Annotated in this window: 21 protein-coding genes and 2 tRNA genes; 13 read left to right on the forward strand and 10 right to left on the reverse strand. The window is 60.9% G+C overall.

The genetic code is table 11. The annotated features are described in order from the left end of the window. Window positions 1-24: 24 nt before the first annotated feature. The 3 genes from bcp to CVS29_RS12720 form a co-directional block, all read right to left on the reverse strand. Entirely contained in the window at window positions 25-501 is a 477-nt protein-coding gene (bcp, locus tag CVS29_RS12710; protein ID WP_110106690.1) for a thioredoxin-dependent thiol peroxidase, read from the reverse strand. 256 nt (window positions 502-757) lie between these two features. Continuing rightward, a tRNA-Lys gene (locus CVS29_RS12715) sits at window positions 758-830 on the reverse strand. A 70-nt stretch (window positions 831-900) separates the two neighbouring features. Continuing rightward, window positions 901-973: transfer RNA gene (locus CVS29_RS12720), tRNA-Lys, on the reverse strand. A gap of 334 nt (window positions 974-1307) precedes the next feature. On the opposite strand from CVS29_RS12720, the gene ilvD reads away from it, so the two are divergent. The 6 genes from ilvD to metG all read left to right on the forward strand — a co-directional run bounded on the left by ilvD (window position 1308) and on the right by metG (window position 10667). Then, window positions 1308-3056: a dihydroxy-acid dehydratase gene (gene ilvD, locus CVS29_RS12725; RefSeq protein WP_110106691.1), complete on the forward strand. Its 1749-nt coding sequence runs from the start codon at window positions 1308-1310 to the stop codon at window positions 3054-3056. Between the two features lie 392 nt (window positions 3057-3448). Beyond that, window positions 3449-5338, forward strand: a complete 1890-nt coding sequence (locus tag CVS29_RS12730) for an acetolactate synthase large subunit (protein WP_110106692.1) — start codon at window positions 3449-3451, stop codon at window positions 5336-5338. A gap of 3 nt (window positions 5339-5341) precedes the next feature. Beyond that, on the forward strand, window positions 5342-5854 hold the full coding sequence (ilvN, locus tag CVS29_RS12735; protein ID WP_110106693.1) for an acetolactate synthase small subunit: 513 nt from the start codon (window positions 5342-5344) through the stop codon (window positions 5852-5854). Window positions 5855-5942: 88 nt separating this feature from the next. Then, window positions 5943-6971, forward strand: coding sequence for a ketol-acid reductoisomerase (ilvC, locus tag CVS29_RS12740; RefSeq protein WP_110106694.1), 1029 nt, complete (start codon window positions 5943-5945; stop codon window positions 6969-6971). Between the two features lie 300 nt (window positions 6972-7271). Continuing rightward, complete coding sequence (serA, locus tag CVS29_RS12745; RefSeq protein WP_110106695.1) at window positions 7272-8867, forward strand: phosphoglycerate dehydrogenase; 1596 nt, start codon at window positions 7272-7274, stop codon at window positions 8865-8867. 219 nt (window positions 8868-9086) lie between these two features. Beyond that, a complete protein-coding gene (gene metG / locus CVS29_RS12750) occupies window positions 9087-10667 on the forward strand; it encodes a methionine--tRNA ligase (RefSeq protein ID WP_110106696.1) in 1581 nt (526 codons plus the stop codon). 97 nt (window positions 10668-10764) lie between these two features. Here the strand turns inward: metG and CVS29_RS12755 are convergent, their stop codons facing one another. From CVS29_RS12755 to CVS29_RS12765, 3 genes are all read right to left on the reverse strand, one after another. Next, complete coding sequence (locus tag CVS29_RS12755) at window positions 10765-11769, reverse strand: type IV toxin-antitoxin system AbiEi family antitoxin domain-containing protein (RefSeq protein WP_110106697.1); 1005 nt, start codon at window positions 11767-11769, stop codon at window positions 10765-10767. Between the two features lie 197 nt (window positions 11770-11966). Continuing rightward, window positions 11967-14444 carry an FtsX-like permease family protein gene (locus CVS29_RS12760; RefSeq protein ID WP_110106698.1) on the reverse strand — a complete coding sequence of 826 codons (2478 nt, stop codon included), beginning with the start codon at window positions 14442-14444 and terminating at the stop codon, window positions 11967-11969. 3 nt (window positions 14445-14447) lie between these two features. Next, window positions 14448-15200 carry an ABC transporter ATP-binding protein gene (locus CVS29_RS12765; RefSeq protein WP_110106699.1) on the reverse strand — a complete coding sequence of 251 codons (753 nt, stop codon included), beginning with the start codon at window positions 15198-15200 and terminating at the stop codon, window positions 14448-14450. 248 nt (window positions 15201-15448) lie between these two features. On the opposite strand from CVS29_RS12765, the gene CVS29_RS12770 reads away from it, so the two are divergent. After that, window positions 15449-15982 (forward strand): hypothetical protein, encoded by a 534-nt coding sequence (locus tag CVS29_RS12770; protein WP_110106700.1) that lies wholly within the window; start codon window positions 15449-15451, stop codon window positions 15980-15982. A gap of 38 nt (window positions 15983-16020) precedes the next feature. Here CVS29_RS12770 and CVS29_RS18480 read toward each other — a convergent pair whose 3' ends face one another. From CVS29_RS18480 to CVS29_RS12785, 3 genes are all read right to left on the reverse strand, one after another. Further along, on the reverse strand, window positions 16021-16197 hold the full coding sequence (locus tag CVS29_RS18480; protein WP_170120973.1) for a hypothetical protein: 177 nt from the start codon (window positions 16195-16197) through the stop codon (window positions 16021-16023). Between the two features lie 168 nt (window positions 16198-16365). Continuing rightward, complete coding sequence (locus CVS29_RS12780) at window positions 16366-17070, reverse strand: response regulator (RefSeq protein WP_179442444.1); 705 nt, start codon at window positions 17068-17070, stop codon at window positions 16366-16368. A 5-nt stretch (window positions 17071-17075) separates the two neighbouring features. Beyond that, on the reverse strand, window positions 17076-18299 hold the full coding sequence (locus CVS29_RS12785; RefSeq protein WP_306457057.1) for a sensor histidine kinase: 1224 nt from the start codon (window positions 18297-18299) through the stop codon (window positions 17076-17078). Window positions 18300-18425: 126 nt separating this feature from the next. On the opposite strand from CVS29_RS12785, the gene CVS29_RS12790 reads away from it, so the two are divergent. Continuing rightward, on the forward strand, window positions 18426-19493 hold the full coding sequence (locus CVS29_RS12790; RefSeq protein ID WP_110106703.1) for a 3-isopropylmalate dehydrogenase: 1068 nt from the start codon (window positions 18426-18428) through the stop codon (window positions 19491-19493). 193 nt (window positions 19494-19686) lie between these two features. Continuing rightward, window positions 19687-20799, forward strand: coding sequence for a branched-chain amino acid aminotransferase (locus CVS29_RS12795; protein WP_110106704.1), 1113 nt, complete (start codon window positions 19687-19689; stop codon window positions 20797-20799). Between the two features lie 112 nt (window positions 20800-20911). Here the strand turns inward: CVS29_RS12795 and CVS29_RS12800 are convergent, their stop codons facing one another. Then, complete coding sequence (locus CVS29_RS12800; protein WP_110106705.1) at window positions 20912-22006, reverse strand: mechanosensitive ion channel family protein; 1095 nt, start codon at window positions 22004-22006, stop codon at window positions 20912-20914. Window positions 22007-22242: 236 nt separating this feature from the next. Between CVS29_RS12800 and CVS29_RS12805 the strand changes: the two genes are divergently transcribed. From CVS29_RS12805 to CVS29_RS12820, 4 genes are all read left to right on the forward strand, one after another. Next, window positions 22243-23076, forward strand: a complete 834-nt coding sequence (locus CVS29_RS12805; protein ID WP_110106706.1) for a formate/nitrite transporter family protein — start codon at window positions 22243-22245, stop codon at window positions 23074-23076. Window positions 23077-23120: 44 nt separating this feature from the next. Further along, the gene (locus CVS29_RS12810; RefSeq protein ID WP_110106707.1) at window positions 23121-23897 is read left to right on the forward strand and encodes a fumarylacetoacetate hydrolase family protein; all 777 of its coding nucleotides are present in this window, start codon (window positions 23121-23123) and stop codon (window positions 23895-23897) included. A gap of 150 nt (window positions 23898-24047) precedes the next feature. Continuing rightward, window positions 24048-25340 carry a sensor histidine kinase gene (locus CVS29_RS12815; RefSeq protein WP_110106708.1) on the forward strand — a complete coding sequence of 431 codons (1293 nt, stop codon included), beginning with the start codon at window positions 24048-24050 and terminating at the stop codon, window positions 25338-25340. Further along, complete coding sequence (locus CVS29_RS12820) at window positions 25337-25993, forward strand: response regulator (RefSeq protein ID WP_110106709.1); 657 nt, start codon at window positions 25337-25339, stop codon at window positions 25991-25993. The genes CVS29_RS12815 and CVS29_RS12820 overlap by 4 nt, the downstream gene beginning before the upstream one ends. The last annotated feature ends 150 nt before the right edge of the window (window positions 25994-26143 follow it).

A 26143-nucleotide genomic window follows, 5' to 3' on the forward strand; every position in this document is an offset into this window, starting at 1 on the left:
GGTCAGGCGGCTAGCCGGCAGCTGTTAGGCGGCGTCGATTTTCAAGTCACGGCGCAACTTGGCCACGTGGCCGGTGGCGCGCACGTTGTACTGGGCCACCTCAACGCTGCCGCTCTCATCGAGAACAATGGTGGAACGGATCAAACCTTCGTAGGTCTTCCCGTAATTCTTCTTCTCACCCCAGGCCGCGTAGGCGAGAGCAACGCTATGGTCCGAGTCGCTAAGGAGCGGGTAATTCAATTCATCCCGAGCCTTGAATTTTTCCAGCTTGGAGACGGGGTCGGGGGAGATGCCCAACACCTTATAGCCACCGCCCTGCAAGGAAGCAAGGCTGTCACGGAAATCGCAAGCCTGTTTGGTGCAACCTGGAGTCATGGCTGCCGGGTAGAAGAACAAAACCACTTTCTGGCCGGCGAAGTCTGCCAGCGAGGTAGTGCCGCCGTCCGCGTTGGGCAAGTTGAATGCGGGGGCCGGATCGCCGGGGACAAGACGTTCAGTCATGGGTGCTCCTGAAAGGTGGAAGGTGAAAATCTTGTTTTCAGCCTAGGTGAGGTGTGCTGAGGGCACGAATCCGGCCCTGTCAGCACTTTGGCCGCCGGTGCACCAGATGGGTTAGCGGGCCTCATGGGTCAGCCGGCCTGATGTGGTAGCGGGTTAGGGGCCAAATTGGCGCCGTGCGCTGCTGACAACTTCAAAAAGGGCAACAAAAAACCGCTCCAACCCCGGCGCTTGCCAGTGTTGGAGCGGTTTTACCCTGTGCACCCCTCCGGACTTGAACCGGAAACCCATTGATTAAGAGTCAATTGCTCTGCCAATTGAGCTAGGGGTGCGTATTTTTTTACTGCAGTAAAAAACCGTTCCAGCACTAGTTGTTACCAATGCCGGAACGGCCTTACTCTGTGCACCCCTCCGGACTTGAACCGGAAACCCATTGATTAAGAGTCAATTGCTCTGCCAATTGAGCTAGGGGTGCATCTTCGCTGCAGTGGCACTCAGCAGATTGTGTCTGCAGTGTTCTTTGCAACGACATGAAACTATACGGCTTTTTTGTGCGGGTGTGAAATCGATTAGTCGGATTTTGCCTCTTTTGCGGCAGGGATCACATTCTGAGGTCCTGAGATCCTTGTTATTCCGGGGAATTTGCTCAAATAAATTCTCTGCAAAATGCCGCTGGGTACATGCAAGCCCGGCTAGCCCCCACCAGCGCGAGCCGCCAAGCCGCCTCCAGTAACGCCACCGCCAGCAAACCTCCGCCAGCAAACCACCTAAAGTGGCGCACTTCACGCTTGCGCCATAGACTGGCGCCCATGAGCGTAGAGACGAATTCTGTTGAGCCGGAAGACACAGTTGTACGCACCGCCGATGGGCGCCCGGACATTAAACCCCGAAGCCGGGTAGTCACCGATGGCATCCATGCGGCCCCCGCCCGTGGCATGTTCCGGGCAGTGGGTATGGGAGACGATGACTTCCGCAAGCCCCAGATCGGTGTAGCTAGTTCGTGGAATGAAATCACCCCGTGCAACCTTTCTTTAAACCGTCTGGCCCAAGGCGCCAAGGAAGGCGTCTTCGCTGCAGACGGTTTTCCCATGCAATTCGGCACTATTTCCGTCTCCGACGGCATTTCCATGGGGCACGAGGGTATGCACTTCTCCCTCGTCTCACGCGAAGTCATTGCGGACTCCGTGGAAACAGTCATGATGGCCGAGAGGTTGGACGGCTCCGTTCTCCTTGCCGGCTGTGACAAGTCCTTGCCCGGCATGCTCATGGCTGCCGCACGGCTCAACCTTGCCAGCGTGTTCCTTTACGCCGGCTCCATCATGCCCGGCTTCGCCAAATTAGAGGATGGCACGGAGAAGGAAGTCACCTTGATTGACGCCTTCGAGGCGGTGGGGGCCTGCGCCGCCGGCAAGATGAGCATGAAAGATCTGGATTCCATTGAGCGCGCCATTTGTCCCGGTGAAGGTGCCTGCGGCGGCATGTACACGGCCAATACCATGGCCTGTATTGGCGAGGCCCTGGGTATGTCTCTTCCCGGTTCGGCTGCACCGCCCAGCGCTGACCGGCGCCGTGACATGTACGCGCGCAAGTCCGGCGAAGCCGTGGTGCATCTGCTGGAAAAGGGCATCCGTGCCCGCGACATTATGACGAAGAAGGCTTTTGAGAATGCCATTGCCGTCACCATGGCCTTTGGAGGTTCCACTAATGCCGTTCTGCACCTGCTGGCCATTGCCCGTGAAGCTAACGTGGATCTGAGCCTTGCCGACTTCAATCGCATTGGCGATAAGGTCCCTCACCTAGGCGATCTGAAACCCTTTGGCCGCTATGTGATGTTCGACGTCGACAAGATCGGCGGAGTGCCTGTCATCATGAAGGCATTGCTCGACGCCGGGCTCCTCCATGGCGATTGCCTCACCGTCACAGGCAAAACAGTGGCCGAGAACTTGGCCGAGATTAACCCGCCGGACCCCGATGGCAAGGTTCTGCGTGCCATCTCGAATCCCATCCATAAAACGGGTGGCATCACTGTGCTCCACGGATCGATGGCTCCGGACGGGGCAGTGGTCAAGAGTGCAGGCTTTGATCTGGACGTCTTTGAAGGTAGCGCCCGTGTCTTTGAGCGTGAGCAGGGCGCCCTGGAGGCGCTTGGCCGTGGTGAGATTCAAGCCGGTGATGTTGTGGTGATCCGTTATGAGGGTCCCAAGGGTGGTCCCGGCATGCGCGAGATGCTCGCCATCACCGGTGCCATTAAGGGCGCTGGGCTCGGCAAGGATGTGCTGCTATTGACCGATGGCCGCTTTTCCGGTGGCACCACCGGGCTGTGTATTGGTCATGTGGCTCCCGAAGCCGTGGACGGCGGGCCCATCGCCTTTGTCAGGGATGGGGACGCCATTCGCGTTGACATAGCGGCGCGCACCTTTGACCTCTTGGTGGAGCCAGCGGAGTTGGAGGCACGCAAGGTGGGGTGGGAGCCGCTTCCGGGCAAGTTCACAACAGGTGTTTTGGCCAAGTATGCCAAGTTAGTCAACAGTGCCTCCACAGGGGCCTATTGCAACTAGCCGCCCTCTGGCGGTTTGTGGGAAGCGGGGTAGATGGCACCACCATGCCCACAGGGTGGACACTGGGTCCACATAGTGAGATGCTAGAGTTGGCCGTTTGACACTCAAGAGCGTAAAACGGGAGACTAAACACATGCAACGAAAGCTCCTAGCCGTCATTAGCTAGCACGTGATGTGAAGCGACCACACCCTTGGTCGCTGACTTGTGGCTTTTACGAATGAGAAAACGTCACAACACGTGCAAACCCCTCGATGAGAGCCTTATGGGCAAGAGGGGTTTTTTTGTTTCCACCACCAGCGGCAACTTGTAACACTGCGTACACCATCCAGAAGTGGACGCAACTGCAGATGAAATACCCGAGAGCCAAGAGTTTCCCCGAAGGAAAGAACCGATGAGCAAAGGAACGCCCGCCAGCCCAGCGCTGATGGCAGCAAAGTCCCCCGGGCACGGTGCGCAAACGAGCAGCCACTCAGGCGTGGTCAGCACCGCAAACCAAGCCTCCGCCGTCCTGGGTCCCAACAATGTTGTGGCGCCTGTCCAGATGAGCGGCTCCGAGGCACTTGTCCGTTCACTTGAAGAATTGGGTGTCAAGGACATTTTTGGTCTGCCTGGCGGCGCCATTCTTCCCACCTATGATCCGCTGATGGCATCAGATCTGAATCACATTCTGGTCCGTCACGAACAGGGTGCCGGGCACGCTGCCCAGGGCTACGCTATGGTGACCGGTGAGGTGGGCGTTTGCATCGCTACCTCCGGTCCGGGCGCTACCAACCTCGTCACCGCCATTATGGATTCCCACATGGACTCGGTTCCTCTGGTGGCCATCACCGGTCAGGTCTCCAGTTCTGTCATCGGCACCGACGCTTTCCAGGAAGCTGACATTGTTGGCATCACCATGCCGATCACCAAGCACTCGTACTTGGTGACCGACCCCAATGACATTCCCCGCGTGCTGGCCGAGGCTTTCCACCTTGCCTCAACCGGGCGTCCCGGTCCCGTCCTTGTGGACGTTGCCAAGGACGCCCAGGTTGGCCAAATGACCTTCTCCTGGCCCCCCGTCATTGACCTGCCCGGCTACCGCCCTGTTTTCCGCGGCCATTCCAAGCAGCTGCGAGAGGCTGCCCGCCTGATCCGCGAAGCCAAGAAGCCTGTCCTCTACGTAGGCGGTGGCGTGGTCAAGGCCAACGCTTCCGCGGAACTGCTGGTTTTGGCGGAACTCACGGGCGCCCCCGTGGTCACCACCTTGATGGCACGCGGCGCGTTCCCCGATTCACATGATCTGCACGTAGGCATGCCCGGCATGCACGGCACGGTCTCCGCCGTGACAGCCTTGCAGCAATCCGATCTGCTCATCACGTTGGGTGCCCGGTTCGATGACCGAGTCACAGGGGTACTGAGCAGTTTCGCTCCCCATGCCAAGGTCATTCACGCTGATATTGACCCCGCGGAAATTTCCAAGAACCGCACCGCCGATGTCCCTATTGTGGGCTCCTTGAAGGAGATCATCCCGGACCTCGTGACGGCCGTCAAAGTCGAGTTTGAGAGCGGCGGAACCCCGAACCTCAGCGACTGGTGGGCGTTCCTGGGCAATTTGCGGGACACCTACCCGTTGGGTTGGACTGAACCCGAAGACGGGCTCATGTCCCCACAGCGAGTCATCTCACGCATTGGTGCGCTGACGGGCCCTGAAGGCGTCTACGCTGCAGGCGTTGGTCAGCACCAAATGTGGGCTGCGCAGTTCATCAAGTACGAGCGCCCCCGCGCCTGGCTGAACTCCGGCGGCGCCGGGACCATGGGCTACTCGGTGCCTGCGGCCATGGGGGCCAAGGTGGGCAACCCGGACCGTGTGGTCTGGGCCATTGACGGTGACGGCTGTTTCCAGATGACCAACCAGGAACTGGCCACCTGCCGGATCAACAACATTCCCATCAAGGTTGCCATCATTAACAACTCGTCCTTGGGCATGGTGCGCCAGTGGCAGACGCTGTTTTACAACAGCCGCTACTCCAACACCGACCTCAACACGGGCCATGACAGTATCCGTGTGCCGGACTTTGTGAAGATGGCCGATGCCTATGATTGTGTTGGCCTGCGCTGTGAACGCGTTGAGGACATTGACGCCACCATTGAGGCAGCCTTGGCCATCAATGACCGCCCGGTCATCATTGATTTCGTGGTTAGCCCGGACGCCATGGTGTGGCCGATGGTGCCCTCAGGGGTCAGCAACGACCAGATTCAAGTTGCCCGCAACATGACCCCCGTGTGGGACGAGGAGGACTAAGGCATGACTAGACATACTCTTTCCGTACTGGTTGAAGATAAACCCGGTGTATTGACCCGGGTGGCCAGCATGTTTGCCCGCCGCGCCTTCAATATCAACTCACTTGCTGTTGGCCCCACCGAGATTGTGGGTATTTCCCGCATGACGGTAGTGGTTGATGCAGACGGGGACTTGATTGAACAAGTCACCAAACAACTGAACAAGCTGGTCAACGTCATCAAGATCGTTGAACTCGTTCCAGAGAATTCCGTGCAGCGGGACCACATCCTGGTCAAGGTGCGTGCGGACGCCGCGACGAGACTGCAAGTAACCCAAGCTGCAGATCTCTTCCGTGCCTCAGTGGTTGACGTGTCTACAGACTCGCTGACCATTGAAGCCACTGGCTACGCTGACAAGCTGGCCGCCTTGCTCGCAGTCCTGGAACCCTTCGGGATCCGGGAAATCGTGCAATCAGGCACCTTGGCCGTTGGGCGGGGAAGCCGTTCCATGAGCGATCGGGCGCTGCGCGCTTCCTAGCGCACGGCCCACCAGGACCTGCAGGGCAGGTCCTGGATGAAATACTTTTGATAAAGCACCACACACCATTTATTCAAGGAGTTACACAGTGACCGAAATGTTTTACGACGACGACGCAGACCTGTCAATCATCCAGGGTCGCAAGGTCGCCGTTATCGGCTACGGCAGCCAAGGGCACGCACACGCACTGAGCCTGCGCGACTCCGGCGTTGACGTTCGCGTCGGCCTGAAGGCGGGCTCCAAGTCCATCGCCAAGGCAGAGGCAGAGGGCCTGCGCGTCCTCAGCGTTGCTGAGGCAACGGCTGAAGCTGACCTGATCATGATCCTGACCCCGGACCAGGTCCAGCGCTTCGTTTACGCAGAGGACATTGCCCCGAACCTGAAGGCTGGCGACGCCCTGTTCTTCGGCCACGGCTTCAACATCCGCTTTGGCTACATCACGCCCCCGGCTGACGTTGACGTTGCTCTGGTTGCTCCGAAGGCACCGGGTCACACCGTACGCCGCGAATTCGAAGCAGGCCGCGGCATCCCCGACCTGATCGCTGTTGAGCAGGACTTCACCGGTGGCGCCCGCGCCCTGGCTCTGTCCTATGCCAAGGGCATCGGCGGAACCCGAGCAGGGGTCATCGAGACCACCTTCACCGAAGAGACCGAAACGGACCTGTTCGGCGAGCAGGCCGTTCTCTGTGGCGGCGCCTCACAGCTGGTTCAGTACGGCTTTGAAGTTCTGACCGAAGCTGGCTACAAGCCCGAAATCGCCTACTTCGAGGTGCTGCACGAGCTCAAGCTCATTGTTGACCTCATGTGGGAAGGTGGCATTGCCAAGCAGCGCTGGAGCGTTTCCGACACCGCAGAATACGGCGACTACGTCTCCGGCCCGCGCGTCATCACCCCCGAGGTGAAGGAAAACATGAAGGCTGTTCTGGCCGATATCCAGAGCGGTGCGTTCGCCACTCGCTTCATCGAGGACCAGGATGCCGGCGCTCCCGAGTTCCTGGCACTGCGCAAGAAGGGCGAAGAGCACCCCATCGAGTCCACAGGCCGCGAACTGCGCAAGCTGTTCTCCTGGATCTCCACCAACAGCGACGACTACACCGACGGTTCAGTCTCCCGCTAGTCCCCATTCCCTCCCAACTGTTGGTTCGCTAGCGAACCAACAGTTGGGTCCCTCGGGAATGTGGGCCCAAGCGTGTGGGCCCAAGCGTGTGGGCCCAGCGCTCTACGTCCGGCTGCTGGACAAATGCGACTTAGATCATGTGATTTATATCGCTTGCGTCGAACTTCCCGCCATATATTACGGCACCGAAGCCGGTCTCCCATAAACTGGAGACCGGCTTTTGTCGTTGCTAGGGCACCACAAAAACCATTCACCAAAATCCCCACAAGAACACTAAACGACAAGCTAAAGAGGTCACAGGTGAGCGCCACCAAACCAGTAGTACTCCTCGCGGAGGAACTTTCGCCCGCAACGATCGAGGCATTGGGCCCCGATTTTGAGATCCGCCAGACGGACGGAGCTGACCGTGCCGCTCTGCTGTCCGCCATTGTTGACGTCGATGCGATCCTGGTCCGCTCCGCAACGCAGGTGGATGCCGAAGCCATTGCTGCTGCCAAGAACTTGAAGGTCATTGCCCGTGCCGGCGTGGGGCTGGACAACGTTGACATCAAGGCCGCAACGCAGGCCGGTGTCATGGTGGTCAACGCCCCGACGTCGAACATTGTTTCTGCCGCCGAGCTGACCATTGGCCACATCCTCTCCCTGGCCCGCCACATCCCGGCCGCCAGCACCGCATTGAAAAACGGTGAATGGAAGCGCTCCAAGTACACCGGCACGGAACTGCTGGAAAAGAAGCTGGGCATCATCGGGCTGGGCCGTATTGGCGCCCTGATCACCGAACGCGCCAAGGCCTTCGGCATGGAAATCATTGCCTACGACCCCTACGTCACCTCTGCCCGTGCCGCGAGCCTGGGCGTGCAACTTGTCTCTCTCGATGAGTTGCTGGAACAGGGCGACTTCATCACGATCCACATGCCGCGCACCCCGGAAACCCTGGGCATGATCGGTACCGAGGCCTTCGCGAAAATGAAGAAGACCGCTTACGTCATCAACGTGGCCCGTGGCGGTCTCATCGATGAGGCGGCGCTGAACATTGCCTTGCGTGAGGGTGAAATTGCCGGTGCCGGCATTGATGTGTTCGTGAAGGAACCAGCCACCGACGTTGACTTCCTGGGCCTGGATAACGTCATCGCCACCCCGCACCTGGGTGCTTCCACCGATGAAGCGCAGGAGAAGGCCGGAGTTTCCGTAGCCAAGTCCGTTCGCCTGGCCCTGGCCGGCGAATTGGTGCCCGACGCCGTAAACGTGGCCGGTGGTGTCATTGCCGCCGAGGTCCGCCCCGGCATCCCGCTGATCGAGAAGCTGGGCCGCATCTTCACCGCGCTGACCCACGCCTCGGTGACCCAGATCGACGTCGAAGTCGCTGGCGAAATTGCTGCCTTGGACGTTAAGGCACTGGAACTTTCAGCGCTCAAGGGCGTCTTCAAGGACGTAGTTTCCGAGCAGGTCTCCTACGTCAATGCCCCGATTTTGGCGCAGCAGCGCGGCATCAAGACCAACCTGATCACCACGCTGGAATCAACCGATTACCGCAACGTGCTGACCATTCGCGGCGCCTTGTCTGATGATTCTCAGATCTCCGTCTCAGGTACTTTGACCGGCCCGAAGCAGATCCAAAAGATTGTGGCCGTCAATGGCTACGAGCTGGAAATCCCCATGAGCGATCACCTCTTGGTGATCTCTTACGCTGACCGTCCCGGTGTAGTAGGTACCCTCGGCCGTATCCTTGGCGAGAATAATGTCAATATCGCCGGCATGCAGGTTGCCCGCCACACCGAAGGCGGCCAAGCACTGGCCCTCATCACTGTGGACAGCACCGTGCCGCAGGAGCTGCTGGATTCGATCAAGACCGAAATCGGCGCCACCATGGCCCGTGAGGTCGATCTGGAAGACTAATCCCCACGCCCTCCCAAGGGACCCCAGTGCCGAAAGTTGAAGTCGCGATTCCCGGAGCGGGGATGGATTTCCAAGGTCGCCCTGCGACCGCAGAAATCTTACTGCCCGCGAGGGGATCGCGACTTCGGCGTTTAACCGCAGAGTAGGTGCCGCCGTCGTGCGTCAACGGCAGAGGGGACACGAATCAACAATTCCCAGATTTCACGGTAAATTTAGGGGGTGAGCACTACTGACTCGGCCAAGACGCCTTACTACCTGACCACCGCCATTACGTACCCCAACGGCGATCCGCACATTGGGCACGCCTACGAGTACATCGCAGCTGACGCCATGGCACGCTTCAAGCGCCTTGACGGGTATGACGTGAAGTTCGTGACGGGTACGGATGAGCATGGCATGAAGATCGCGCAGACGGCCGAGAAGGAAGGCCTGAGTCCCAAGGAACTCGTGGACCGCAATGTCACCATCTTCAAGGACACGCACCAGGCGCTGGGCATCAGCTATGACCGTTTCATCCGCACCACGGACGCCGATCACTACGCTGCATCACAGGCCATCTGGAAGAAAATGGAAGATGCCGGGGATATCTACCTGGGCAAATATGAGGGCTGGTATTCGGTCCGTGACGAGGCCTACTACGGCGAAGACGAGACGGAACTGCGCGAGGACGGCAAGCGTTACTCCAAGGTCACCGATACGGAACTGACCTGGACCGAAGAGGAAAGCTACTTCTTCCGCCTCTCCAACTACCAGGACAAGCTGCTGGCCCTCTACGCCGACCAGCCGGAATTTGGTGCCCCACGCACCCGCTTCAACGAAGTGATCAGCTTCGTCAAGGGCGGGCTGGAAGATCTCTCCGTCAGCCGCACCACCTTCGACTGGGGCGTTCCCGTTCCGGGCAATAACAAGCACGTCATGTACGTGTGGGTTGACGCGCTGACCAACTACATCACGGCCGTTGGTTACCCGGATGTGGACTCCGAAGCCTTCAAGAAGTACTGGCCCGCCGATGTCCACATCATTGGCAAGGACATCTCCCGCTTCCACGCCGTGTACTGGCCGGCGTTCCTCATGTCTGCCGGGCTGGAACTGCCCAAGCGCGTCATGATCCACGGTTTCTTGCACAACAACGGCGTGAAGATGTCCAAGTCATTGGGCAACGTGGTGGCTCCGGCCGATTGGGTTGCCCAATACGGCCTGGACCAGGTGCGTTTCTTCTTGCTGCGCGAGGTGCCCTTTGGCGCGGACGGCTCCTACAACCATGACGCCGTGGTGGGCCGGATGAACTCCGACCTCGCCAACAACTTAGGCAATCTGGCCCAGCGTTCTCTGTCCATGGTGGCGAAGAACTGCGCCGGTGTAGTGCCGGCTCATGGCGAGTTCACCGAAGCCGATGAGAGCATTCTGGCCGCGGCCCGTGCCCTTTTAGAACATTCCCGCGCCACCTACCAGGTCCAGGATTTCCACGGCTCGCTGGAAAAGATCTGGCACGTTCTGGGAGACACCAACGCCTACTTCGCCGACCAGGCCCCCTGGGTGCTGCGCAAGACTGACGTCCCCCGTATGGAAACCGTGCTGTATGTGACCCTCGAGGTGCTGCGCATGGTCTCGATCCTCATCCAGCCCGTTATGCCGGACGCCTCGGCGAAGCTGCTAACTGTGTTGGGCCAGGGGGGATCGGCGGACGACGCCGTTCGCCAGTTCGCTGCCATTTCCACACCTCTGGTTCCCGGTACGGTACTGCCCGCTCCGGCGCCGATCTTTCCCAAGTACGAGGAACCCGCGCCCGTCGAGGCATAGGGTGCACGCATCTGGAGAATGGGACGGCGTTCGCGGATAAAGATGGTGTTAGCGCGCCGTCCTTATCCGCGAACGCCGTCCCTTTTCGCCGATCGGGCTACTGCCGCCGAAGTCCAGCCTCGTGCAGCACGCGAATGAACCGCTCCTGGTTCATGATGTCCTTCCAATCCCACCGGACAAACCTGACACCTTGTGCTCGAATTTGATCCTCGCGCCACTTTTCCTTTATGACCCGCTGCTGGGTAGTCAGTCCGCTACCCCAGTCAGCGCGCAGGTATTTACCCATGCCATCGAACTCGCCGGCAAGATTGAGTTCCTTGAACCAGAAGTCCGTGTACGCGTTGCTGCCGTCTCGCAGTATGAAGTGTTTTTGTAGCTCGGGTGCGGGGAATCCGAGCAGGTGCATCTTGGCGCGGCTGATCGATTCGCCCGCCGACTCCGACAAGGGAGACGCGAAATTGATGACAGCTAGAGCCCGCTTCTGTGCTGCCTTCGTTGGTAGTTCACCGGCGGCGGCAATGAGGTCTTCGCGCCGCAGCGCCGGCCCCTGCGGGTAAGTGCTCTGCCAGAGCGGCGTGCGTAGTGTCGGCTCCGCATCACGAGCGGTGAAGTGGTTGTAGGCTCGTTGGCGGTTGGAGGTGCGCAGGCTGGAGTCACAGATTGCAACCGCATAGGGAAAATCAAAGCTGAGGATCAACTGCAAGACGGTGTCCACTTTCCCGGTCAGCAGGAACGAGCCGCACCGTTGTACCCGCTCCGTCATGGAGCCGCGGTGGCGGTCCACCCCGTTTTCGTTCCGTCCGCCTCGCATTGCCTCAGTCATGACATGCAGACGTTCCGGTACGCCGACCATCCACAATCCCCAGAGGAGTGCTGCCGTTGCGTGGCAGAAAACGGGTTGCTGTGGGGTTGCTACCTGAAAAGCTGAGGCAGTCAGGCCGTACCGCTGCATTGGGCTGAGCTCGCGGAATTCGGTGCTGTTCACGTAAACGCCACGGTGCACCCGCGTCAGCTGGCCCTTGTTACACAGGTCCACCAGCTCCCGGCGGTCTCGGCCTGACTTTTCAAAGTCGGCGGGAATTATCAGTCGTGGCGTGCTCATGAATCAAGCGTCTCATCACGCAGCGTGCCGAAGCAGAGGCAGCCGGCCCGCCTGTGGATAACTTGTTGCGTTGCCCATGTACCTCAAATCGTGAAAAGGACGGCGCTTGCGGATAAGGACGGTCGTAGACGACCGTCCTTATCCGCAAGCGCCGTCCTTTATCCAGAGGTGGCCGCAACATACGCGGATTACCCGCCTCAGTCCATCGCTAAACCCTCAACGGGGGAGAGCTTCGCGGCCAGTCGGGCAGGGACCACGGAGGCCAAGAGCCCGGCAACTACCGCCACCAGCACCACTGTCAGGATTTGGCCCCACGGAATGACCGCCGTGACATCGGCAAAGGATCCCAGCGCTGCCTGCGCACCGCCCCAGCCGTATACGGCACCCAGGGCAGAACCAATGATCGCGGCAACGCCTGCAATGAGCACCGCTTCTAGAGCCAGCATGCCGCGCAACTGCCCACGTGTCAGGCCAAGCGCCCGCAGCAGGGAGTTCTCCCGGGTCCGTTCCAGCACGGACAAGGACAGGGTGTTGGCTACACCGATCAGGGCAATGAAAACGGCCACGGCCAGTAGTGCCGTGACCACAAGGAGCATCATGTCGATGACCTGGTTGAACGTGGCCTTTTCCAGCACGTCCCCACTGACCTGATATTCGTTGACGCCCAGCGCCGTAGCCAGCGAGGTCCGCAAATCCATCAGGGCGTTGGCCTCCAACGATTCATTCACGGAGATCCACAACGGTGCTGCCGCCTCCCGTCGCAGCGGGTCATTCGCTGCAACGGGCGGGAACGCGTCGAGGGAGACCACCGCCATCAGTTCATACGTTGTGGACGGGGTGGCGGCGATGTTGGTGGTCTGGGTTCCGGAATTCAACGTGGCAGTGGTGGCCTTGACATCTTTGGGCAGCACCACCGAGGTCCGTGTGGGACGGTTAGCGGAATTTGCCAGCAGAGCCGCCGCATCGGCGTCGTGAATCCCGTAAGCCGGAATCTGCAGGTCCCCGGCAGTCACCGTGCCCACCAAATCCAGCCGGGCGATCTGTTTGACGCCGGGCAGGGCTGCGGCGGCGGAGAGCTGATCCGCGGTGATGGCCGGCTCGCCGGGGTAGGCCTGCACCGACAGGTCCACGGGGTAACGGCTGTCCAGCTGGGAGTCGAAGGCCTGCCGGGCCGTGGCCGCTCCTGTCATCATCATGGTCACGAGCGTGACGCCAATGAGCAGGGCGGACGCCGTGGCCGTGGTCCGGCGCGGGTTGCGCACGGCGTTGGCAGCAGCCATCGTGCCTGGCACCCCGGCAGGCACGGCGAGGGTGCCAGCCAGCGCAACGAGCTTGGGCACGAACAGCGTGGCCGCCATGATGACACCCACAAAGGATGCCGCTCCGGCAGGCAAAGCTATCAGCAGGTTGGTGGAAATGCCGCCATACACAAGGCCAACGCCACCGGCCAGCAGGAGCACCACACCAACAACCAGGCGCAAGCGGCCGCCGGTGTTGTGCACGCTCGCATCATCAACGGGACGCAGTGCGGCCAGCGGGGCCACGGCAGTTGCGGCCCGGGCCGGGACCAGGGCGGCGAGCACCGTCAACAATGTGCCCACAACCAGTCCGGCAACAATGGCCGACGGCGGCACCGCCAAAGTGGCGAAGGCAAAGTTGGGATTTTGGCCCAGTAGGGTCAAAACGAGTGCCATGGTGCCGGTGGCGACGAGCACGCCTAGGACCGAGGCAATAAACCCAACAGCTATGGCTTCGACCATGACGGAGTTACGCACCTGTGCACGGCTGGCGCCAATACAACGCAGCAAGGCCAGTTCGCGGGTCCGCTGGGCCACCAGTACGGAGAAAGTGTTTGAAACAACCAGTGCCGCCACCAGCAGGGCAACGGCGGCGAACGCGAGCAGCACGATGGTCAGCTGGTCCTGGCCGCCGGTCAACAGAGAGACCTGCTGCGTAGTCTGCTCATCCGGCGTCAGGATTGTGTCCGCCGGCTGATCCAACGTGGTGGCCAGGGCTGCCTTGGCATCTGCAACAGACACGCCCGGTTTGAGCAGCACCGAGATGCCGGTAAAGCCGGAATCGGGGTAACTGAGTTTCTCCACAGCGGCTGTTGTGCCCACGAACTGTGCGGTGCCAGATGACATTGGGTCGAACGAGGCAGCCATGATGCCGGAGACTGTGGCGTGCAGTGAGGCAGGCTCCTTGCCGCCAGCATCCGCTGACATGGTGACCTTGCTGCCCAGGGAAAGTGAGTTGCGCTCGGCCGTGACGCGGTCAACCACCACGTCAGCATCCTTGGTAGGCCACGCACCCGAGAGCAGTTTCACTGGTTCCAGGGCCGGATCCGTGGGCACATCACGTAGTTGTGCGCCGACGGAAGCCTTGCCCAGATTCGTCTGCAGGAACAATGGACGCTGACCAGAGGAGGCGCCAACAACAGGTGAGCTCGTCACGGCGGCCAGTTCCGCCGTCGTCAATGGGGTTTGGGTGGGAGGGGAGATGACAAGGTCCGCCGAGGCGTAGGACTGGCCCAGGGATTCCTTCAGTGAGGCTTTCGTGGAGGCGTTGACCATGAGGGTGGCGGAGAGGAAGGCGACTGCCAGCAGCACGGCCAGGGTGATGGCGATGAAGCGGCGCGAATGGGATTTGAGTTGGCTCAGGGAAACTTGCAGCATGAGTTAGGCCCCCAGTGATGCCAGCGAGGCCAGCACCGAATCAGCGGTGGGGTTTTCCAGTTCGCCCACCAGCTCGCCGTCGTTCATCAAGACAACACGGTCGGCGTAGGAGGCGGCCACGGGGTCGTGCGTGACCATGATGATGGACTGGCCCATCTCACGAGAGGAGCGGCGCAGCATGCCCAAGACCTCGGCGCCAGAGCGCGAATCGAGGTTGCCGGTGGGTTCGTCGCCGAAGATGACGTCGGGGCGGGTGAGTAGGGCACGAGCCACGGCCACGCGCTGCTGCTGGCCGCCGGAGAGCTCGTGCGGCTTGTGCTTGAGGCGGTCAGTGAGGCCCAACGTGGAGGTGATGAACGTGAACCATTCATTATCTACGGTGCCGCCGGCCAGCGCCACGGGAAGGGTGATATTGGCTTCGGCACTCAACGTCGGGACCAAGTTGAAAGCCTGGAACACGAAGCCGATCCGGTCACGGCGCAGTTGTGTCAACGCCTTGTCGTTGAGGGCGGTCAGTTCCGTCTCGCCCAGGTGGATGGTGCCGGAGGTGACTGAATCCAGCCCGGCAAGGCAATGCATCAGTGTAGATTTACCGGAGCCGGAGGGGCCCATGATGGCGGTGAATTGGCCGGCCGGGAACTTCAGGTCAACGCCCTTCAAGGCCGTCACCTCGGTCTCGCCCTTGCCGTAGGTCTTGCGCAAGCCGCGGGCCTGAACCGCCAGCGTGCGCTGTGAATTCTCAGGAGTGATGGTCATGGAACCAGCCTATTTTGCTTGGCGGGCGCAGGGATCGGAGCCGGGGTGGATATCGCCGTGATGTTCGACGCCGGCCCCTCCTACCGTGGGTGGAGGTGCCTTGCGCTGTGGCGGGGCAGAGTCAGTGGACACTCGGGGCAGGGCGGAACTGTAGGCTCCATTACCATGGGGCCTGAACGTCAAAAAGTTCTACTACGGTGAGGACCGATTCGAGGTTAAGAGGCATACGCAGAAAGGTTGGCGCAGACATGAGGGAATGGCTCTGGCAGCACAAAATGATTGCCATTCCGCTGATGATCGTACTGATGGCTATGGTGTCAGTGCTCGTTTACGCGGCCAGCGGGAACGCTTGGTCCTATGGGATCTTTTCTACCCTGTTCAATCTTTTATGGTGGGGCGGACTGTCTTACCTGTTCGCCCGGGAATCACGGAAACGCAAAGCCGCCTTGGAGGAGCGAGGAATCTTCCTCTACCTAAGATATCCGGGGTCCCGTCCAGGGTCATTGCATGACATCTGGGCCGGTGGAACGGTGTCCTGCGAGCCACACCGAATCCTATTTCAAGAAGTCATGTCCGGCACAGAGGTCTCCTTGGGTCAGCCGGCAGTATTGGAAGTCATTAAAGTTTCTGACTCTCCGAAGCCTCTGGCAGGCAGCAATGCACGTCACTTGCCCCCTGGCTTGAAGGTGCTGACATTGATCTTGCCACACGGCAGTGTGGAGGTCGCCGCTGACCAGGCGGCCCTAGAAAAACTGCAACAACAGGTGTTGCATGATGGCTAGGCAGACATTGTGCTGCCACATTCTGGAGGAGCGGGGACTCACTTCACGCACCGTGGCAACTTCTTCACTGTCGAAAATGTTGAATGTCTGCCCCGGGAGCGGAACAAGTTGATGAGACCTGTCAGCGTGGAGTTGCCGCCGGCGGCGGCATGTGACTCCAAGGCGTTGCGGATCTCGAACAGTTCAAGGACATTGTCGAACAGGAAAAGATCCACGAGCAACGCGAAGCTCTTCAGGATTTCGGCCGGCTCCAGCGAGGAGACGGAGGTTCCCGAGCCAGCCCGCCACACCTACCCGACGGGCCGCAGCCGTTGTGCTCGGCGGGATAGCGTTCGGCAAGACCGCGCCAAAGGTGGGAGAGGGCTGGTGGTGGGGGAGCGGGGCTACCTTGGGGAGACGATGCCCGTCTCGTACGCGATGAGTACCACCTGGACACGGTCGCGCGCGTTCAACTTCGCCAGGATGTGCCCCACGTGCGTCTTCACGGTGGCCTCGGACACGAACAGTTGAGCGGCAATTTCCGGGTTGGAGAGGCCGTTGGCGATCAGCACAAACACCTCGTGCTCACGCGCCGTCAGGGAGGAAACGGCCGTGGTGTTGGCGTCGTTGGCTGGGCTGGGGGCAGAAAGCATGGGCGCCACATGGTCCAGCAGGCGGCGCGTGGTGGAGGGGGCAATGACGGCGTCGCCGGCAAAAACGGTCCGAATAGCCCCGAGTAGTTCCTCCGGCGGGGCATCCTTGAGCAGGAAGCCGCTGGCTCCGGCCTGGATGGCGGCAAGGGCGTACTCGTCCAAATCAAAGGTTGTCAGCACCACGATTTTCAGCTCCGAGAGCCAGGAACCGGCGGGCGCCGTCTTGGTCCGTTCCATGAGCCGGCGCGTGGTTTCCAGCCCGTCCATGCCGGGCATGCGCACGTCCATGAGCACCACGTCGGCCGCCGTGGCCGCGAGCCCCTGCAGTGCCTCGATGCCGTTGCCGGCCTGCAGCACCACCTCAAGGTCGGGCTGGGAATTGATCAGCATGCCAAAGCCGGAGCGGACCAATTGCTGGTCGTCAACAAGGGCCACGCGAATGGGGGAGGGGGTCATGAAAGTCAGTTCTCCGTGTAGGGGATGGATGCTGTGATGCCGAAGCCGCCGCCTGGCAGTGGGCCGGTGTGCAGGGTGCCGTCATACAGCTTGACCCGCTCGGTCATGCCGCGCAAGCCGTTGCCGCCGTCGGGCCCGGACAGTGCGCCGGATCCCTTCTCCGAGTATGACGCCGTAGCGCCCCTCCCGTTGTCCCGCACCGACACGTCCAGACCGCGCGCGGTCCAGTCAAGGGTGACGCTGGCCTCCGCGTTGGGGCCGGCGTGCTTCATGGTGTTGGTCAGGCCTTCCTGTACTACGCGGTAGGCGGTGAGTTCTGCGCCCGGGGGCAGAAGCCGGCGGGCGCCGCCCTTCACCTCAACCGTGACTGGCAGGCCAGCGGCACGGATGCCCAGTAGTAGTTCGTCCAAGTCAATGAGGCCGGGCAGCGGTCGGGTCGATGCCTCGGCGTCGCCGCGCAGCACACCCAGTAGGCGGCGCATTTCTTGCAGCGAGCTACGTCCGGTCTGGGCAATCGTGGCCAGGGTTTCGGGTGCGATCTCCGGGTTGGCCACGGCGGCGTAGCGGGCGCCGTCGGCCTGGGTGATGATGACGGAGAGGGAGTGCGCCACAATGTCATGCATTTCTCGGGCAATGTGGGCCCGCTCGTCACTGGCCGCGAGCTCGCGTTCGTGCTGTGCCTCAATCTCCAGCCGGTGTGCGCGGTCTGAGAGGGCCTGTTGCCGCAGCCGCTTGGTGCGGGTCAAATCCCCGGCTGTCCAACTGAACAGCACCAGCACCCAGACGGCTATCACAGTCACCACGCCGTACGGCAGGTCAGCCACGGAGCGGGAGGTGAGGTCATAGAAAAAGCGGCTGACGAGCATGATCGAGCCAATCATGGCCAGACCCAGCCCGCCCAGGCTGGCCCAGCGCGGGCCAAACGCCGCCAGCGCGTACACGATCACCGGCACGGCAATGTCTGCCGGCATGGGCTGGACGAACAGCGCCCACTGCAGGATCGCCACTGCCGCGATGATGCACCCGGCCATGACGGTTCGGGTGCGCCGCCACGCGAGCGGAAAGACAAGTGCCGTGGCGAAGAGGACGGTCAACCATGAGGAGGCGTAGTTGCCGTCGTACACGGAGGTCACCATGCTGAAGGGGGCCAGTGCCAGCCACAGTACGGCCATGAGGATAAAGTCCACGGCAAAGCGGTGACGTAGGAACCAGTCGTAGATGGAATGCATGAACACATCCATAATTCTAGAGCGCAGCCCACACGAGGACATCCTGCCGTGGGTGGAGATCTGCTGGCTCATCCAAATGCTGAGACACTTTGCCCATCATGTGGATACTTTGACTAGGCTGAATTCATGAGCGCATCGACTGAGACTGCTGTTATTGACATTGCTGTAATTGCTGGCGACGGCATTGGCCCCGAGGTGACGGCAGAGGCTGTGAAGGTCCTGAAAAAGGTCACCTCCGCCGAGGGCCTTGAGCTGGCACTGACAGATTACAAGCTCGGCGCCGAGCACTGGCTGGCCACCGGCGAGACCCTGCCCGAGAAAACCATCCAGGCCCTGCGCGGCCATGATGCCATCCTCTTCGGCGCTGTTGGCGCTGCCCCCGGGGACACGTCCATCCCCTCAGGGCTGATCGAGCGCGAGATGCTGCTGAAGCTGCGCTTCGCCCTGGATCATTACGTGAACTTGCGTCCCTCATTCCTGTACGACGGCGTGGCCTCACCGCTGGCGAACCCCGGCGCCATCGACTTCGTGGTGGTCCGTGAAGGAACCGAAGGTCCCTACGTGGGCAACGGCGGCGTGCTGCGCAAGGGAACACCTCACGAGGTTGCCACCGAGGTCTCCGTCAACACCGCCTTCGGTGTGGAGCGTCTGGTCCGGGACGGTTTCCGCCGCGCCAACGAACGCCCCCGTAAGAAGCTCACCTACGTGCACAAGCACAACGTGTTGGTCTATGCCGGGCACCTGTGGAAGCGCACCGTTGAAGCTGTTGCTGCCGAATTCCCGTTGGTCAGTGTGGACTACCTGCACGTGGATGCGGCCATGATCTTTTTGGTCACCGATCCGGCCCGCTTCGATGTCATCGTCACCGATAACCTCTTTGGGGACATCGTCACGGACCTGGCAGCCGCGGTCACCGGCGGAATCGGCCTTGCCGCCTCCGGGAACATCAACATGGACCGCACCGCGCCGTCCATGTTTGAACCGGTCCATGGTTCGGCCCCGGACATTGCCGGCCAGCAGAAAGCGGATCCCACCGCGGCTATCCTCTCAGCTGCCCTGCTGCTGCACCATCTGGGACACAACGGTGCTGCGGCCAAGATCGAAGCGGCCGTGAAAGCCGATGTGTCAACCCGCAACCCGGCCTCACCCAGGTCCACCAGCACCATCGGTGACGCCATTGCGGCGGCACTGTAACGCCGTCGTACGTGGTGGGGTGAGAGTATCTAGTTCGGCGCGAGAACGCAGCTGTGCAGGGGTACGCTTAACCAATAGAGTGAGTGCATATTAACCGAAGGGTTCTGCGCACCGCTGACGGTGCGCAGAACGGCACTAAACTCCTGTCTGACACCGGAATCGGCGAGGGCGGGCACAACCTTGTGGAGGAAGCATGACCGAGACAGCCAGTGAGCTGACCTTTTCCCAGCAGCTCAACGAGAACCCGAAGAGCGCAGCCGTGCGTGAGACGATTCTGGCGAACCCCGGATTCGGCGACTACTTCACGGATCACACAGCTGTGGTGGATTACAAGGTTGATGCACAGGGTGCGGGCGGCTGGTACAACGCACGCATTGAGCCGTATGGTCCCATCGCCATGGACCCGGCCGCCGCTGTGCTGCACTATGGCCAGGAAATCTTCGAAGGCATGAAGGCTTACCGTCACGCCGACGGGTCCATCTGGACGTTCCGTGCTGAGGCCAACGCAGCCAGGTTGAACGCCTCAGCCCGCCGGTTGGCGCTACCTGAGCTGCCGCCGGAAACGTTTCTGGAGTCCTTGCGCCAGCTGGTCTCGGTGGACCATGACTGGGTACCCTCCGGCGACGGCGACGCGCTGTACTTGCGCCCGTTCATGATCGCCACCGAGGCGTTCTTGGGTGTGCGCCCGTCCCGTGAGGTCTCCTACCGCGTCATCGCTTCACCGGCTGGGAACTACTTTGGCGGAGAGTTGAAGCCTGTCTCCATCTGGCTCACCACCACCTTTGCCCGCGCCGGCGAAGGCGGCACCGGTGAGGCCAAGTGCGGTGGCAATTATGCTGCCTCGCTCGCCGCACAGATGGAAGCCGAAGCCAACGGCTGCAAGCAGGTGCTGTTCCTGGACCCGCACAATGACAATGCTGTTGAGGAACTGGGCGGCATGAACATCTTCTTCGTGTTCAAGGACGGCACCCTGGTCACCCCCGAGCTCAACGGGCATATCCTGCACGGGATCACCCGCTCCTCCGTCATGCAGCTGGCTGCGGACCGCGGCTTGAAGGTCCAAGAACGCAAGATCACCATCGATGAATGGCGTGCCGGCGTTGCCGCCGGGGACATCACTGAGGTGTTCGCCTGCGGCACAGCAGCTGTCATCACCCCCATCGGTGAGCTCAAGACGGCCGAAGGCACCATCGCCTCACCAGCCCACGGCATTGGTGAGGTCACAGCAGCCATCCGCGAGCAACTGCTGGGCATCCAGACCGGCACGGTCGAGGACCTTCACGGTTGGCTGACGCGCCTGGCTTAGGAGTTTTTGCAAGACTTTCGGTTTTCGCGCCCTCCTCCCAGATCTGCGCCCGTTCTACAGGGCGCGGATCTGGGAGGCGGGCGCGGTTTTGTTTGAGCTGCTCTGCATATAACTAAGCGTGTGAGGAGCTCAACTCAAGAGTGGGCGCGGGAGCCTCGTCAGCTCCATTTCCGTCTGCTGTGCCCTTCTCCCACCGCTGACGCGGGATTGAGGCAGCATGCAGGTCCTGGATATGGGTCAGCAGGGATTCACGGACCAGGCAGCGCAGATCCCAGAGATCGCCGCTATCCCTGGCACTGACCACGATGCGCAGACGCACCAGTGCGTTGACGGCGTCGGTCACTTCCAGCTTGCCGGTGCGCCCGTCCCACAGGGGCGTGGCCGCCAGTGTCTGGATCAGGTGCTGGCGGAGCTGGTCTACGGGAGCCAGCCAGTCGACGTCGAACTCTACACTGCCCATGATTTTGGGACTATTCCGGGTCCAATTTTCAAAAGGTGTGCTGGTGAAATGGGTGGAAGGCAGAATCAACATCCGCTCATCCCACACGCGCACCACCACATAGGTCAAGGTGATTTCCTCCACCCGTCCCCACAGTCCTTCCACCACCACCACATCGTCAATGCGTATTGCATCGGTAAACGCCAGCTGGACACCGGCAAAAACGTTGGAGAGGGAACTCTGCACGGCCAGGCCGGCAACAATGGAGATCAGCCCGGCGGAGGCTAGGAGACCGGTGCCCAGCGTGCGTACCTCGGGAATGGTCAGCAGCAGTCCCGCCACGGCCAGCGTGATCAGCAAGGCCGTAATAATGCGCCTGCCCAAGGTGACTTGCGTGGTGAGCCGGCGCAGCTTGCGGTTATCCACGCTCTGGGCCGTGAAGTTACGCAGCAGCAGCCGTTCGCCGATGCCCAGGGTGACAATCGCCAGCCAGCACAAAGCGACGATAAACGCGGCCATCGTGACAAAATCCACGGCGGGGAACCAGCCCCTGCCTGATGCGGTGAGCGAGAGTGCAACGCGGACCCCAACAAGGGTAAGGACGCCAAAAACGGGAAGCCTGGCTTTTGCCGAGCGCCGAGGAAAACCAGGAACTTTTCGAAAGGCGTAGTTGGCGCACAGCCTGATGACCAAGGTCAGCAGTGCTGCCACGGCCACGGCAGCCAAGACCGCCAGAAGGGGCAAAATGTACTTATCGAATGAATCCATCTTCTGATGGTGTCAGAGCCTACCGGGGGTTTGTCCACCTGAGGCCGTGCACATTCACGTCATTTTCACGCCTTTGCGCGTCCCGGGAAGTGAAAGTTTCTGCCGATTCTTGGGGTCAAACGTGCCAGCACTGGCCTACTATTCTCACAGGGAGTTGCCAGTGCGGGGCGGCAGGCGCGTGGGCAAACACGTGGGCAGGCCAGTAAATAGGGGAGCTAAAAGATGGACGAGGATTCATGACGGACGAGGCACGCAGGCGGGAGCTGGGCGAGAACGATGCGGCGGTGGAGGAGGAGATTGAAACCGCCTTCGACGCCATCGTGGATGAGGGTGCGCAGCGGTTGCACCGTACATGGCCCAGTGTCTTAGTTACTGGTTTCTTTGGCGGCATCGAGGTGGGCCTCGGTGTCATGGGCTACCTAGCCGTGGAGCACGCCACAGGCAGCAAGCTACTGGGAGGGCTGGCTTTTGGCATTGGATTTGTCGCCCTACTCCTGGCCAAGAGTGAACTGTTCACCGAAGGTTTTCTGGTCCCCATTGCCGCGGTCGTGGCCAAGGAGGCCAGGCTGGGGCAGCTGTTCAAATTGTGGGGCGGGACGCTGGTCGGCAACTTAGCGGGCGGGTGGCTGTTCATGTGGATAGTGGTGCAGGCGTTCCCGCAATGGCGGGAGATGTTGATTGAATCTGGAGCTCAGTTTGCGCTGGCACCCTTCTCGGTGCAGACGGCCGCTTTGGCAGTCTTAGGTGGCAGTACCATCACGCTCATGACGCGTATGCAGCATGGGACCGAATCGGTACCGGGGAAGATTGTTGCCGCCATGGGAGGCGGCTTTTTGCTGGCTGGGTTGCCCCTGTTCCACTCGGTGCTGGATTCGCTGCTGATCTTTGGGGCCATCCATGCGGGAGCAAGTTATGGCTACCTCGAATGGCTGAGCTGGTTCTGGTATGCGGTGGTGTTCAACGTTTTGGGTGGGGTGGTGCTTGTAACAGCTCTTCGCTTAGTGCGTTCACTGGAGCTCATCAAGGAAAGACGCAATGACGGCGGTGGACGCAAGAGACAGGCCAGTTAGCGCGGGAACCACGTTAGCCAGCATTTCCCGATAGACTTTTACACATGCGTATAGCCCGTTTTGTAGTAGATAATGACCCCATGTACGGCATCGTGGAAGGGGCCGCAGGCAGTGAAGTCGTCACCGTCATCAAGGGCGACCCCTTCTTCAATGGTGTGGAAAAAACTACCATCCACTACCCGCTGGATGACGTGCGCCTGGTGGCCCCGATCATTCCGCGCTCCAAAATCATTGGTGTGGGCCGCAACTTCGCCGAGCATGCCCGCGAACTTGGCAACGAGGTCCCCGAAAGCCCGCTGCTGTTCCTGAAGCCCAACACTTCCGTAATAGGGCCCAACGAGCCGATTGTGCTGCCGGAATTCTCCGAAGAGGTCTCCTACGAGGCTGAACTGTGTGTGGTCATTGGCCGCATCTGCAAGGATGTCCCGGAGGAGCGCGTAGACGAGGTCATCTTCGGCTACACCTGCGGCAACGATCTCACGGCCCGCGATGTTCAGGCAGGAGACGGCCAGTGGGCACGCGCCAAGGGCTTTGACACCTCCGCACCCTTGGGTCCGTGGATCGAAACCGAGCTGGACCCTGAGGACATCTCCATCAAGGGCTGGCTCAACGGCGAACTCCGCCAGGACGGTAGCAGCAACCAGATGGTGCGCAGCGTCCGCGAAATTGTCTCGATCGTCTCGCACGCATTCACCCTGCTCCCGGGTGACGTCATCATGACAGGTACCCCGGCCGGCGTCGATCTCTTGCAGGCCGGCGACCGCTACGACGTTGAAATTGAAGGCATCGGGCGCCTCTCCAACCCGGTGGTGCGCCGCTAGCATCATCTGATTACCGCACCCGTCCCCGCGTTCCGCACCCGGTAGGACGGGCGCGGAACGCGGGGACACGTGCCTCGGGCGCTAAAAAGCGGTGCAGGAGACAACTTTAGTGAGATGTGGCGGCCGTTGCTGGAATTCTAGGCTCGAAGCATGATGAAAAATATGTTGACTGTTGTAAACCCATGGCGCACCGTGCTGCTGGTGATCTTGGTGGCGGCTACAGATGTGCTGCTGTCCTTATTGTCCATAGGCTTTGGTCTCCAAGATGGCACAGTGCCTGATTTCGAGCAGGTCTCCTTCGCTGTGTTGCGGTTCGTTCTGGCCCCGGTACTTGCCCCGTTGGGTGCCGTGGCGCTGATTTGGCGGCACCGCTTTCCACGGACAGTGGCCGTGGCAACGGCCGTCCTGGGAACGATTTCTTTAAGTGGAATAGCGTTCGTCATTGCGTTGTTCCTGTTGGCCAAACGGCGCCTTGACTGGTGGGTGGCGGCAGTGGTTGCCCTGAGCCTTGCCATGGAGGCCCTTGTTGGTCTCGAAACAACGGATTGGCAATACGTTGCCGCGCTGGGGCTGGCGGTCTACGGTGCCATTGCCGTCTGGGGTGCCTACCGCGGCCAAAGACGCCGGCTGTGGGAATCCCAAATGGCAGCCCTCAAGGACCAAGCCGCACACGCCCAAGCCGAACGTGTCACCGGTGCTGACCGTGCCAGGCTTGCCGAACGCCACAGGATCGCCCGCGAAATGCACGATACTCTGGCCCACCGCATGTCCCTGGTTGCAGTGCAGGCAGCGGCCCTGCAGGTTGATGCCGCGGATCCGGAAACCGCCAGTTCGGCTAGGCTTATCCGAGAGACCGCCCACGCAGCACTGGGTGAGCTGCGGGAAGTTCTGGGTGTGCTGCGCGAAGACGGCACCAGCGCAGATGAACGAAGCTATGCTGCTAACGCACCTTCAGGTGTTGGCGCACCTTCTGACGTCACCGCCCCTTCAGGTGTTGCAGCCCCTTCTGGGATTGCCCAAATTGCCGGCTTGGTGGCGCAGTGGCGCCTGGCCGGGATTCTGGTTGACTATTCGCAGTTGCCGGAAGATCCCGTAGTGATTCCCGACGCCGTGAGCCGTGCGGCATTCCGGGTGGTTCAGGAAGGCCTCACGAATGTGGCTCGCCATGCCCCCGGTTCCCGTGCACATGTGAATCTTGAATTACCCGCGGCCACAACCGGCCCGACTGAACTCCATGTCACGGTGGCCAATGGCGCTGGTGGACCCGGCGAGCCGGTTCCCGGTGCCGGCCTAGGACTCGTAGGTCTGGCAGAACGTGTGCAGATTTTGGGCGGCACCGTGGAACACGGGCACAACGCCCAGGGCTTTGAACTGGTTGCCTGCATCCCCTTCACCCCGGTGCTGCACAACCACAGAGCAGACTGCGAAGGGGCGAGCGCATGAGTAAAAAAATTCGCGTGATAGTAGCCGACGACGAGGCCCTTGTCAGGGCGGCACTGGTGAAGATGGTCAACTCTCGCCCTGACATGGAGGTGGTGGGGGAGGCTGCCAGCGGCCCGCAAGCGGTGAGATGTGCACAGACGCAACGGTGCGAGGTGGTCCTGATGGACGTGCGCATGCCCGGCGGCGACGGCATCGCGGCGACGGGACAGTTGCGCGCCCTGGCTGTACCACCGCAGGTGTTGGTGCTGACCACCTTTGATCTGGATGACTACGTGTTCGCGGCTCTCGAGGCGGGTGCGGCTGGATTCCTGCTCAAGGACACAGACCCGGAGAGGTTATTTCACGCCATCCGGGCCGTGGCTGTGGGGGAGGGGATACTGGCACCCACCGTAACGAGGCGGCTCATTGAGCGGACGCGGGAACGGGCGGAGGCTGCGTGGTCGAACGTGGCCGTGGCGCGGCTGGAACTGCTGACGGCCCGAGAAGTAGAGGTCCTTGATGTGCTGGCGCAGGGGATGAGTAATGACGGAATTGCTAAGGCACTTTTCCTCAGTGAGGGCACTGTCAAAACGCATGTCTCGCGGATTTTAGCCAAGTTGGGGCTAGAGAACAGGGTGCAGGCGGCGTTGGTTTTTAGGGATTCACGCCGCTGATGGCGTGATGGGGGAGCTCAACGCGCAGTGATCGGTGAGCGCAGTGATCGGTGAGCTCACCGCAGGGCACTGCCGACCCAAGGCCCCAAGGTTGGCGTAGTAGAATCGTCAAGTCTTTCGCGCCCCAGTTTGTGCGGCCCCGCAGAAACA

Source organism: Arthrobacter psychrochitiniphilus, assembly GCF_003185915.1.
In the GTDB taxonomy this organism is placed as follows: domain Bacteria; phylum Actinomycetota; class Actinomycetes; order Actinomycetales; family Micrococcaceae; genus Specibacter; species Specibacter psychrochitiniphilus.